Raw genomic sequence first — 12,741 nt, forward strand, 5'->3', positions numbered from 1 at the left:
GCACTTATTCGAAGACCTTCAGCTTGAGCTGGACGGAAATGGCGCCATAGAGCCGATCCTTGTAGGTCGGCACGATGGCGACATTGACGCCCACGCTCTTGTATTCGAAGCTGGCGGTGGGGATGGCCGCCAGGAACCAGCCGCCGTCGCGCATCTTGGGGTAGCCGCTGAAGCCGCCCGCCACCGCGCCCAGGCGCACCGGGCCGACCTTCCACGGCTGGTAGTACACGCCCACATAATTCGAATAGCCGCGGTCGCTGTTGTAGAAGCGGCCCGCCGTCGCCGACGCCACCGTCGAAAAACGGTACTCGCCGCCCAGGCCGGGATTGCTGTCGTTCAGGCCCTTGTCGCGCTGGAAATGGTAGGAGTAGAAACCGCCGTTCAGCCACACTTCCTTCAGCGGCGCCGATTCGATGGTCTCGAAGGTGTCGGCCACGGCCGCGCCGGACAGGCCAGCCAGCAGCAGCGCGCCGGCCATACGTAAACTTTTGATCATCCGAAGCTTTCTTCGTCATAGTGAGGACGTTGGATTATAGCGAAGGATTGCTCCCTGCTTGATCTGGATTAGACGGGAAATATTTTCCTTGTGGAAAATGAGAGCTCCACGTCCAACAGGGAGAATTCCATGCAACGCATACGTACACCGGCCTGCACCTTGGCCATCGCGCTGGCGCTGGGCGGCTGCGCCTCCACCACCAAACCCGGCGTCGTCGGCGCCCAACGGCAGCAGTTGATGCTGGTGTCGGCCGATACGGTCGAAAAAATGGCGCTGGTGAACTACACCCAGCAAAACCAGCAGGCCAAGGCGGCCGGCCGCCTGGTCACCGGCGGCGCCGAGTACGAACGTCTGGCCCGCATCGCCACATGGCTGGAAAAGCAGGTGGGCGCCTTCCGCGACGACGCCGTCAAATGGAACTGGCAACTGGTGCTGATCGACGCGCCCATCCTCAACGCCTCGTGCGCGCCGGGCGGCAAGATCACTTTTTACAGCGGCCTGGTGCGTCAACTGAAACTGAGCGACGACGAAATCGCCGTCATCATGGGCCACGAGGTGGCGCACGCTTTGCGCGAGCACGGCCGCGAGCGGGTGTCGAAAGCCTACGCGCAGAACGCCCTGAGCCAGGCGGCGCTGACGGCCGCGCCCAACAGCGCGGCGCAGGTCGAGGCCGCCAATCAGGTGGCGCACTATCTGTACGCGTTGCCGAACTCGCGGCAGAACGAATCGGAAGCCGATGGCATGGGCCTGGAACTGGCCGCCCGCGCCGGCTACAACCCGAACGCGGCGCTCTCGGTGTGGAACAAGATGGCGGCCGCCAACAAGGGCAAGGCGCCGGCCGAGTTCCTGTCCACCCATCCGTCCGACCAGACCCGCATCGCCGATCTCGGCGCGTTGATGCCCAAGGTGACGCCGCTGTACGAAGCGGCGCGGCGCTAATTGCAGACGCCGCGCCGGCATTGCTGCGCCAGATTAAGTTTGTGCCGGTGCCGGTGCATATGCCGCATCGGCAGTCGCACACTGGCCGATGGACGTTCTGGAAGCGGCCGTGGTTCGCGTTGCGCGGAATTGCAGAGTTGCGGAAACTTTAACTAATTGATGGACCATCGGGATTGCTGCGAGTACACTCCAATCAGCAACCGCACCATATGCCAGCTGGTCTAGTGACTTTTGAATGAGTATTGACTTGGCTTTCTCGTCCTGCAGGACGTCATGCGGCCCGGTGAATATAGAGTCGCGAAACGGCTTCCGTATCCTCAGCTTTTACGAGAAGGCACAGATATGTCCTCGCTCAGCAATCCGGCTCCCGGCAGCGACGGTCCGATGGCGACCACCAACGAGCAATCAGAATTTTTGCAGAACATATTGGAGTCGTCGACCGAGTACTCCATTATTGGCAAGGACTTGAAGGGCAAGATCCAGCTGTGGAACGCCGGCGCGCGCAGGCTGTACGGCTACGAGCCGGAGGATGTCATCGGCAAGGCCAACTCGTCGATGCTGCACACGCCGGAAGACATCGCCTCCGGCCGTCCTGAACAAATCATGGCGGCGGCCATGGAGAACGGGAAGTGGGAAGGCACGCTGACGCGCGTGCGCAACAACGGTTCCCGCTTTACGGCGCGTGTGGTCATTACGCCACGCCGCGACAGCACAGGCAAGGCCATCGGCTATCTGCTGATCTCCAAGGATATCTCCGATGAAATTCGCCTGACCGAAGAGCTCAGGGCCACGCAATTCTATGCCCGCAGCCTGATCGAGGCCTCGCTCGATCCGCTGGTCACCATCAGCCCGGAAGGCAAGATCACCGACGTCAACGAGGGCTCGATCAAGGTCACCGGCGTGCCGCGCGAGAAGCTGATCGGCACCGACTTTTCCGATTACTTCACCGAGCCGGAGAAGGCGCGCGAAGGCTATCAGCAAGTGTTTTCGCGCGGCGCGGTCACCGACTACCCGCTGACCATCCGCCACAAGGATGGACGCCTGATCGACGTGCTGTATAACGCCTCCGTGTACAAGGATGCGCAGGGCAGCGTGCTGGGCGTGTTTGCCGCCGCGCGCGACGTGACGGCGCAAAAACAGGCGTCGCAATATGCGCGCAGCCTGATTGAGGCCTCGCTCGATCCGCTGGTCACCATCAGCCCGGAAGGCAAGATCACCGACGTCAACGAAGGTTCGATCAAGGTCACCGGCGTGCCGCGCGGGAAGCTGATCGGCACCGACTTTTCCGACTACTTCACCGAACCGGCCAGGGCCCGCGAAGGCTACGAACAAGTGTTCGCCGAAGGCTATGTCACCGACTATCCCTTGACGATACGGGGCAAGGATGGCAGCTTGACGGACGTGCTGTATAACGCGTCGGTGTACAAGGATGCGCGCGGCAACGTGCTGGGCGTGTTTGCCGCGGCGCGCGACGTCACCGCACAGAAGCAGGCTTCGCAATATGCCCGCAGCCTGATTGAGGCCTCGCTCGATCCGCTGGTCACCATCAGTGCCGAAGGCAAGATCACCGACGTCAACGCGGCCTCTGCGGAGATCACCGGACTGGCGCGCGAAAAGCTGATCGGCACCGATTTCTCCGACTACTTCACCGAACCGGAGAAAGCGCGCGAAGGCTACAAGCAAGTGTTCGACAAAGGCCTGGTCTCCAACTATCCGCTGACTATCCGCCATCGCGACAGCAAACTCACCGATGTGTTGTACAACGCTTCCGTCTACAAGGACACGCGCGGCAATGTGCTGGGCGTGTTCGCCGCAGCACGCGATGTCACGGCGCAGAAGAAAGCCGAGGCCGAAGTTGCCGAACAGCGCACCAAGGAACTGGAGCGGCTGGCCGAGCTCGAACGTTTTCAACGATTGACGGTCGGACGCGAGCTCAAGATGATCGAGCTGAAGAAGGAGATTGAAGAGCACAAGAGGGCGATCGGCCAGCTACGCACCGTCGAAGGCAGGTGACGCCGATGCCAGACATTGTGGCATACCGGCGTGACCCGGACCAGCAGTTCAGCCAGGAGGAATATGCCAGGGCAGTCCTCAACATCCTGGACGATGCGGCCGAGGAACGCGCGCGCCTGCACGAGGCCCAGCGCGCGGTGCTCAATATCCTGGAGGACGCCGCCGAGGAAAGGAGCTTGCTGGAACTGACCCAAAAGGCGGTGCTGAATATCCTGGACGATTCCGACGACGAAAAAATTCGTCTGGAGGAAATGCAAAAGGCCGTCCTGAATATCCTCGACGACCTAGCCGGTGAAATGGAGGAACGCACCCATCTGGAAGAACGGTTTCGCTCGCTGCTGGAAACCGCTCCGGACGCGATCGTCATCGTCAACGATGCGGGCAGGATCGTGCTGGTGAACGCGCAAACGGAAACCCTGTTCGGCTATGCGCGCCAGGAGCTGCTGGGCTCGACAATCGAGGTATTGCTGCCAGAACGCTTCAGAGCCAAGCATCCGCGCTACCGTATGGGCTTTAACGCCGATCCGCAGGTCCGTCCGATGGGCGCCGACCTGGAGTTGTTTGGACGGCGCAAGGACGGTAGCGAGTTCCCAACCGAAATTCTGTTAAGCCCGGTGGTGACCGATGAAGGCGCGCTGGTGTCGGCGGCCATCCGCGACGTCACCCGCACCAAGGAGATCGAGCACCAGATTCGCGCCTCCCTGAAGGAGAAGGAGGCGCTGCTGCAGGAGATCCACCACCGGGTCAAGAACAATCTGCAAATCATCGCCAGCCTGCTGTCGCTGCAATCGGGCTATATCAGCGACCCGCAAACCTTGCGGCAGTTCCAGGACAGCCAGGGACGCATTCGGTCGATGGCCCTGATCCATGAAAAGCTCTACCAGTCGGAAACGCTGGCAGCGGTGGATCTGGCCGACTATGTGCGCTCGCTGACGGGCATCTTGATGCGCTCCTACACGGCCAACCCCCACGTGCGCCTGGAGTGCCAGACCGATCCTGCAATGGTGAGCATCGACACGGCGGTGCCGCTGGGACTGATGCTCAATGAACTGGTGACCAACGCGCTGAAGTATGCGTTTCCAGCCGATCGGCGAGGCTGCCTGACGGTGACCTTGCGCGCCCTGGCGGACGGCGAGCTGGCGCTCATGGTGCACGACGACGGGGTCGGCATGTCGGCGGATTTTCAGCTCGAACACGTGAGCTCGCTGGGATTGCGGCTGGTCCGCATGTTCGCCAAGCAGTTACGGGCCGGTCTTTCGATGCGCTCGGAACCCGGCCATACGTCGTTCGACATCCACATCAAGGAGTCGGTGCTCAAGTCGCCGGCATAGCATATGGAATATGCATCGAAAAAAATTCGCGTCCTGGTTGTAGAAGATGAGATCGTCGTATCGGAAGATCTTCAGCAGCGTCTTCGAGTGCAGGGCTACGAAGTGACGGGGGCGGCCGATACCGCCGCCGAGGCGATACGGCTGGCGATCCTGACGGTACCCGACGTGGTGCTGATGGACATTATGTTGCATGGCAAGGCCGAGGGCATCGATGCGGCCGAGTATTTGCGGGAACAGTTGGACCTGCCCGTCATTTTCCTGACCGCGCACAGCGACGCCGCCACCTTGCAACGCGCCCGCCTGACCGATCCCGCCGGCTACATCGTCAAACCCTTCGATGACGTGCAACTATGCGCGGCCTTGGATATAGCGCCGGCCCGGCGCGAGATGGAGCGTAAAGCGCGGCGCGTGGCGCGCTGGCTCACCGCGACGCTGACCAGTATCGGCGATGCGGTGGTCGCCACCAATACCATGGCCGAGATTATCCTGGTCAACCCGGCGGCGGAAAAGCTGACCGGCTGGAGCCAGGCGGATGCGGCCGGCAAACCGTTCGCCGACGTGGTGCGGCTGGTGAACCGTGTTAGCCGGGCGCCGCTGGAAGATCCCGCCACGCGCGCGCTGCGCCAGGGCCTGACCATACGTATCGATCCCAGCACCCTGTTGCTGACGCGCTCGGGCGAAGAACGGTTTGTCGACGACAGTGCCTCGCCCATCGTCGACGAGAGCGGCACCATCTTGGGCGCAGTGGTCGTCATCGTCGATTCGACGGACCGCCTGGCCACGCAAAGCCGCGTGGAGGCACTGGCGCACCAGGTGGAAAACCTGCTGGCCGACCAGGCGCGCAACGCCACGACCACCGCCGAGCTGGAGGCGTTCGCCGCAGCGGTGAGCCACGATTTGCGGGGGCCGCTGAACGCCATTGCCGGCTTCTCCTATCTGCTCACCCAGCAGCACCGCAAGCAGCTCGATTCGAGTGGGCAGCGTTTCCTCGACCAGGTGCAAAAAAATGCGCGGGAAATGATCAGTATGACGGAAGGCTATCTGCGTTTTCTCGGCCTGAATCGGGGACAGGACCTGGCGCTGACGGAGATCGACGTGCACGGGCTGGTACAGGATATTTTTCGTGGCCTGAGCGCGCGCTTGGAAACGCGGCCGGTCCAGTTCAGCTGCGCGCCATTGCCGATGATCGTTGGTGACGATGTCATGCTGCGACAGGTGTTCGCCAATTTGTTGGGCAATGCCATCAAATACACGTCCGGGCAGGCGCAGCCAGCGATCGAGGTAGGGGTCAAGACGGGAGGCGAGGGGACTGCGGCCATGCATACTTTTTTTGTGCGCGACAATGGCGTCGGCTTCGACGCCGCCGGTGCAGAGAAGCTGTTCGAACCTTTCCAGCGCTTCCATAGCGCCGCCGATTTCCCCGGGACGGGAGTGGGCCTGTCGATCGTGAAGCGGATTGTGGAACACCATGGCGGCGCGCTGTGGGCGGAAAGCCAGACCGGCGCCGGCGCCACCTTCTTCTTGACGCTGCCAGCGCGCGCCGGCGAGCCATGATACTGACCTCGCTGCTGATCGTTGAGGACCAGGCCGCGATCGCCGCCGACCTGGAGGCGCAGCTGACCCGTCGCGGCTACCATGTCTGCGGCATCGCCGCCAGCGGCGAGGAGGCGTTGGTGCTGGCCCGCCTCCATCGTCCCGGTCTGGCGTTGATGGACATCCGGATGCAAGGCACCATGGATGGCATCCAGACCGCCGACATCCTGCGGCGCGAACTGGACGTGCCGGTGATTTTTCTCAGCGCCTATTCGGACGAACTGGCGCTTCAGCGCGTCAAGGCGAGCCATCCCGGCCTACCCTACGACGACCCGCAGCTGCAATTCAATATCGAGCAGGCGGTCAGAAAACATGCGGACGAGACGCCCGCAACGGCGACCGCACACCCGATTAGCATCTTGATCGTCGAGGACGAGGCGGTGATCGCGGAAGATCTCAAGGGCAGCCTGAGGCAAAACGGCTACCTGGTGTGCGGTATCGCCGCCAGCGGCGACGAGGCGCTGGACCTGGCGCGCCAACACCAGCCGGACCTGGTGCTGATGGACATCCGGCTGCAAGGGGCGATGGACGGCATCGAGACGGCCACCGTCCTGAGGCGCGAACTCGACATCCCGGTCATCTTTGTCAGCGCGCATTCCGATAACCAGACGCTGCGACGCGCCACCCAAAGCACCCCCTACGCATTTTTGCTAAAGCCATATGATGACCGCGAATTGCAACTCAATATAGAGGTGACGGTCCATAAACACGCGGGCGAACGGCAGCTCGCAGTCGCCCACCAGGAAATCCGGCACATCAACGCCACGCTGGAGCAGCACGTCGCGGATCGCACAGCGGCTTTGTCGGCCGCGCTGGAAGACCTGCAAAAGAGCGAGCTACGCTTCCGGCAACTGGCGGAGAACATACGGCAGGTGTTCTTCCTGATCGATATCGACAACACCCGCTTGTTCTATGTCAGTCCTGCCTACGAAGATATCTGGGGCCGCAGTTGCGCCAGCCTGTATGAGCAGCCGGACTCATGGATGGACGCGGTCCACCCGGACGACAGGGATGCGCTCCAGGACAACGCGTCCGAGCGGGCCGCGAGCGGGCGCTTCGACCTAACCTACCGCATCCTGCAGCCGGACGGCGCGTTGCGCTGGATACGCTCGCGCGGGTTTCCGATTGCCGACAGCAGCGGGCAGATCGTGCGCATCGCCGGCATCGCCGACGATATTACCGTTCACGTAGCACAGGAACACCGTATCGCCCGTCTGGCGCGCATTGCGCTCGTCTTGTCCAGCGTGAATTCTGCGATCGTGCGCATCCGTGATCGCGACACCCTGTTCAGCGAGATATGCCGCATTGCCGTCGACGAGGGCGCCTACAGCATGGCCTTTATCGGCTTGATGGAGGCTGGCACCCAGGACGCCACCGTGGTGGCCTGGCACGGCGCGCCCGACGGCTATATCGACAAGGTCCGCCTGACGGCGCGCGCCGGCACGCCAGACAGCGAACGTCCGGCATGCATCGCGCTAAGGGAAGGGCGCGCAGTCATTTGTAACGACGTGCGCAAGGAACTGTCCATGGCGCCATTGCGGGACGACTTGATACGCCGGGGACTGTGGTCGGTGGCCGCCTTGCCGCTGATGCTGGACCAACGCGCCGCCGGCGTGCTGGTCTTGTTCGGCAGCGAAGTGGGTTTGTTCGACCTGGAGGAATTAAAGCTGCTGAACGAGGTGGCCGGCGATATTGCGTTCGGCATGGACTTTATCGCCAAGGCGGACCAACTCAACTATATCGCCTATTTTGATCTGCTGACCGGCTTGCCCAACAAGATGCTGTTCCATGAGCGCTTGGCACAGTGCCTCAGCGACGCCCACGCCGGCGCCAGCAGTATCGGGGTAGTGGTCATCGACCTGGTTCGTTTTTCTCAGATAAACGATGTCTATGGCCGCCATGTGGGCGACGCCATACTGCGCGAGGTGACCGCCAGGCTCAAGGCGGCGTCGAGTGAATCGGCGCGCCTGGCCCGGATCGGGGGGGATATGTTTGCCGTTTTCATGCCTGAGGTGCGCGAAGTGGTGGATGTGGTGGAACTGTTCGAGCAGCAGCTGGCCACGGTGCTGGAGCAGCCTTTCCGCATCCTCGACAAGGCTATCCACTTGACCATCCGGGCCGGCATCGCCGTCTATCCGCAGGACGGCCAGGATGCCGAGCGCCTGCTCAAGCATGCCGAAGCGGCGCTGAAGAAAGCGAAATCGTCCAACGAACGCTACCTCTACTATTCGACCCAGATGAATGCCACGATCGCCCTGCGGCTCCAGCTGGAGCACGATTTGCGGGAGGCCATCAATGCCCAACAATTCCTGCTGTATTACCAGCCGCGGGTCGATCTGATCAGCGGACGCATCGTCAGTGCCGAGGCGCTGATACGGTGGCAACATCCGGACAAAGGCCTGGTCTCGCCTTTCCATTTCATCCCGCTGGCGGAGGAAACCGGCTTGATCCTGCCGATCGGCGCCTGGGTGATTAATGCGGTATGCGACCAGCAGGCGGACTGGCGTCGGCGTCATCTCAAGATCGTACCGGTGGCGGTGAATTTGTCGGCCATCCAGTTCAAGAAGCGGCAAGCCGTGTCGACCATACTTGAGGCATTGCAGCGCAGCGGACTGGAGCGGGAGTATCTGGAATTTGAACTGACCGAATCGATCCTGATGGATGATCCGGACGAAGCCGCCGCCAGCCTGGCGGCCTTGAAAGCGATAGGCGGCGCGCTGGCGCTGGACGATTTCGGCACCGGTTATTCCTCGCTGGCGTATCTAAAGCGCTTTCAATTCGACATAGTGAAGATTGACCGCGCGTTCGTGACCGAGATTACCCGCAGCAGGGAGGACGCGGCCATTGCGACCGCTGTCATCGCCATGGCCCACAATCTGAATATGCGGGTGGTGGCCGAGGGCGTTGAAACTGCCGCTCAGTTAAAATATCTGCGCAGGTTGCGTTGCGACGAAATTCAGGGTTATTTCTTCAGTCCGCCTGTTCCGGCGCACGAGTTCGAGCACATGCTGAGCACCGACCGCCGCCTGGCGCTGGAGCGGGAAGCCGCCGCCCGGGCCGATACCTTGCTGTTGGTGGACGACGAGCCCAATATCTTGTCTGCGCTAAAGCGCCTGTTGCGCCAGGATAGCTACCATATCCTGACCGCGACCAGTGCTGACGAGGCCCTGGAGCTGTTGGCGCTCAATGCCGTGCAGGTGGTGGTGACCGACCAACGCATGCCTGGCACGTCTGGCACCGAGTTCCTGTCCATCGTCAGGAGCATGTATCCCGACACCGTGCGCCTGATCCTGACCGGCTATACGGATCTGGCGACCGTCACCGAGAGCGTCAACCGGGGCGAGATCTTTAAGTTCATTGCCAAGCCTTGGCATGACCAAAATTTACGCGAACTGATACGCGACGCTTTTCGGCACTATCGCCCGCGTTTCTATCCCGACGCCGAGCCGGCGTAGCGCTGGCATCGTTGCGAAGCAGCGCGGCGTCAGGCGGCGCCATCCTGGCGTTGTGTCGCCGCAGGCGCGCTCTCGGCCAAGCCGTAAGCCAGCGGCCAGCCGGCCGGCAAGTGCCAGGTGCCGAAGACGCGGTCGAGGAAGGGTAGGGTCGACGAGAAGTTGCGGTCCAGCGGCGCCACGCTGGTGTGGTGCCAGTGATGGAAGGCAGGCGTGGCGATGATCGATTCCAGCGAGCCGAGCCGGACCCGCAGGTTCGAATGGATGAAAAAACCCCAGACCGTGCCGATCACGATCACCAGCGCCGGCGTGGCGCTGCCGCCCGCGCTGGCGCCGGCCAGGCCGAGCACGTACAGCGGCGTCATGCCGAACAAGCGGGTGACGATCATGTCGACCGGATGCGCATGGGTGTTAATCAGGAAGTACAGGTGTTCCGGTTTGTGGTGCACCGCATGGAAATGCCACAGCCACGGCAGCTGGTGGCTCAAGCGATGGCCCCAGTAAAAGCCGATTTCCGCGATCAGCAGGGACAGCGGCAATTTCACCGCCAGCGGCAAGGCGCCCACGGCGGCGGGCACAGCGGCCGGCAGCAACGCTTGCGCCGCCACGGCAACCACGGACATCAACGCCCCCAGGACGGCGGCCGGCAGCAGGCTGTTGAGGAAGTACAGGCCCAGGTTGATCGCCAGCGCGCGGCGTGGCAGATGCGCCTTGCGCACCGCGAGCCAGCGCTCCAGCGGCACGAACAGCAGCGACAGCAGCACCAGCCACACGCATAGCCGTCCCACGTTGACGGCGAAAGTAGGCAGGTGGGCGAGCAGTTGGTTCATCAGTGTCATGGGGCAGTAGAGGGCGGAAACGACAATGCCGGACGCGAACGTCCGGCATCGATTCAGACAGGCGGCGAGTTAAGCAGCCTTGGCTTTGCGGCGACGTGCGGCGAAGCCGACCAGGCCCATGCCCAGACCCAGCATGCCCCAGGTTTGTGGCTCAGGCACGGCCGAGGTCATCGACACGCCATCCAGCAGCGAGAACGGTGGCACGCCGGCAGGGGTACCCACCGCCAGGAAGCTCAGCACTTCGCTGGCGCCGGTGGCGGTAAAGGTGAAGGTCTCCTTCTGCCAGCCGGTGAAACCGTGGCTGGCGTTGTTCTTCACCGCGGTCGACAGGGTTTGGCCGCCCAGCGACACTTTCCACTGCTCGGTGGTGGCGCCGTTGAAGTTGTATTGCTGCGCGCCAGCCCAGTAGAAGCTCAGATTGTATTGCTGACCAGCGACCAGGCCGTTGACGGTCTGGCTCACCGGGGCGATTTGAAATGCGCCGTCGGCGGCGATGAAGTTGCCGCCGGCCGGGCTGGCGCCCAGGCCGTTGGCGGGACCATTACCGGCGCCCCACAGTTGCAGGTTGCCGTAGCTGCCGGGAACGCCGCCTTGGTCGGCGTTGCTGTCGCTGAACAGGAAGTTGTAGCCGGTGCTGGTCCAGCCCTGAACTGCATGGCCGGCGTAGCCGATTTGGCCGTAGTCGCCGACTTCGAAACCACCGTTGACGATCAGTTCGCCAGGGACGGCGGCATTTGCCACGCCTGCGCACAGGGCGGCTGCGGCGGACAGGGCTAACATTATCGATTTAATACGCATGTAAAAACTCCAGAATTCGAATTTCAAGCGGGCTTCCGGCCGCTGGCGGTATGGAAAGTCGATTGATTTTGGTCAATTAACTTGTTCTTAATACATTATGTATGAACAATGTTTAAAATGGAATATTTTTAATTTGTAAAGTAAGTTGAGCGTGATGCGATGCCTGTGCTAGCTATGGAAGCGCTACCGTCGCTTGCGAAACAAAAGCAAGTGCCTCAGATCGTGGCGCGCCACCCTCGCTTTTCAGCCCCTGCCATGGCCAGCCAGAAGAACGCCGTGAATGCGACGGCGAACGTCAGCGAGGCCACCCATGGTCCAAATATTGGCGTCAGCGGGCCGCTGAAGACGTGGGCGTAGAGTGGTCCCATCAGGCCGCTGCCTTCAATCACGCAAGTGGCGATCCAGGAACCGGCGTAGGCGGCGATGGCATTGAGGCCCATGGCTCGGCCCAGCGCCGGCCAGCCGCGCACGTCGATCAACTGATGGGCCAGTGCGATCAGCAGCATGCCGAAACCGCCGGTCCACAGCACGAACGACGAGGTCCACAGCTGTTTGTTCAGCGGCAGCGCCAGCGACCACAGGCCGCCCAGCAGCATCGCCGCGGCGCCCGCCATCGCCAGCGTGCGGGTCTGGCCGCGCCGCAGCCAATCGCCGGCGCGCAGGCCGAGGATGACCGTGGCCAGCGACGGCAACGTGCCCAGGATGCCTTCGGGATCGTGGCCGATGCCGGTGGCCGCGTCGTACTGGTAGGCCAGGTGGCCCAGCAGCGCGCTGTCGATGCGGTCGGACAGGTTCAGGCCTGGTTCCAGCGAGCCGCCCGCCGCCAGCAGCGCCCAGTAGCCGAGCAGGATCGCCGCGAAAGCCGTCCATTGGGCGCGGGCGCTGCGCAAGTAGATGGCCATCAACCCCGCCGCCGCGAAGCAGATGCCCGTCCTTTGCAATACGCCGAACAGGCGGAAACCGCGTCCGTTCAGGAGCAGCATTGCCACCACGTGCAGCGCGATCCCCAGCAACACGATGCGCAGGCCGCGCCAAAGGACCGCGCGCGCCAGCGGCGCGGTGTCTGCACCCGCGTCCAGGCGTGGGTTGAGCGCCAGCTTGATGGAGACTCCCACGATCAGCATGAAGATGGGGAAGATGAAGTCCGGCGGCGTGCAGCCGTGCCATTCGGCGTGTTCCAGCCAGGGGTAGACGTGCGACCAGTCGCCGGCGTCGTTCACCAGCAGCATGGCGGCCACCGTCAGGCCGCGCAGCGAGTCGATAGAATTGATACGCATAGT

The 12,741-nt window shown here is 62.6% G+C and carries 9 protein-coding genes; 5 read left to right on the top strand and 4 right to left on the bottom strand.

Annotated features, from left to right (window positions below; translation table 11 throughout):
* Window positions 1-4: 4 nt before the first annotated feature.
* Window positions 5-496 carry a hypothetical protein gene (locus AC07OK_RS06005; RefSeq protein WP_494689434.1) on the bottom strand — a complete coding sequence of 164 codons (492 nt, stop codon included), beginning with the start codon at window positions 494-496 and terminating at the stop codon, window positions 5-7.
* Between the two features lie 129 nt (window positions 497-625).
* Between AC07OK_RS06005 and AC07OK_RS06010 the strand changes: the two genes are divergently transcribed.
* The 5 genes from AC07OK_RS06010 to AC07OK_RS06030 all read left to right on the top strand — a co-directional run bounded on the left by AC07OK_RS06010 (window position 626) and on the right by AC07OK_RS06030 (window position 9,827).
* Window positions 626-1,435, top strand: a complete 810-nt coding sequence (locus AC07OK_RS06010) for a M48 family metallopeptidase (protein WP_494689435.1) — start codon at window positions 626-628, stop codon at window positions 1,433-1,435.
* A 342-nt stretch (window positions 1,436-1,777) separates the two neighbouring features.
* On the top strand, window positions 1,778-3,448 hold the full coding sequence (locus AC07OK_RS06015; RefSeq protein WP_494689436.1) for a PAS domain-containing protein: 1,671 nt from the start codon (window positions 1,778-1,780) through the stop codon (window positions 3,446-3,448).
* 5 nt (window positions 3,449-3,453) lie between these two features.
* Window positions 3,454-4,779 carry a sensor histidine kinase gene (locus AC07OK_RS06020; RefSeq protein WP_494689437.1) on the top strand — a complete coding sequence of 442 codons (1,326 nt, stop codon included), beginning with the start codon at window positions 3,454-3,456 and terminating at the stop codon, window positions 4,777-4,779.
* 3 nt (window positions 4,780-4,782) lie between these two features.
* Window positions 4,783-6,333, top strand: a complete 1,551-nt coding sequence (locus AC07OK_RS06025) for a sensor histidine kinase (RefSeq protein ID WP_494689438.1) — start codon at window positions 4,783-4,785, stop codon at window positions 6,331-6,333.
* Window positions 6,330-9,827 carry an EAL domain-containing protein gene (locus AC07OK_RS06030; RefSeq protein WP_494689439.1) on the top strand — a complete coding sequence of 1,166 codons (3,498 nt, stop codon included), beginning with the start codon at window positions 6,330-6,332 and terminating at the stop codon, window positions 9,825-9,827. Before AC07OK_RS06025 ends, AC07OK_RS06030 begins: the two co-directional genes overlap by 4 nt.
* A 29-nt stretch (window positions 9,828-9,856) precedes the next feature.
* Here AC07OK_RS06030 and AC07OK_RS06035 read toward each other — a convergent pair whose 3' ends face one another.
* From AC07OK_RS06035 to AC07OK_RS06045, 3 genes are all read right to left on the bottom strand, one after another.
* Window positions 9,857-10,654 (bottom strand): sterol desaturase family protein, encoded by a 798-nt coding sequence (locus AC07OK_RS06035; protein ID WP_494689440.1) that lies wholly within the window; start codon window positions 10,652-10,654, stop codon window positions 9,857-9,859.
* A gap of 78 nt (window positions 10,655-10,732) precedes the next feature.
* Window positions 10,733-11,443, bottom strand: coding sequence for a PEP-CTERM sorting domain-containing protein (locus AC07OK_RS06040; RefSeq protein ID WP_494689441.1), 711 nt, complete (start codon window positions 11,441-11,443; stop codon window positions 10,733-10,735).
* A gap of 233 nt (window positions 11,444-11,676) precedes the next feature.
* On the bottom strand, window positions 11,677-12,738 hold the full coding sequence (locus AC07OK_RS06045; protein WP_494689442.1) for an acyltransferase family protein: 1,062 nt from the start codon (window positions 12,736-12,738) through the stop codon (window positions 11,677-11,679).
* Between the last annotated feature and the right edge of the window lie 3 nt (window positions 12,739-12,741).

The organism is Duganella sp. GW821-FHT07G03 (assembly GCF_059418605.1).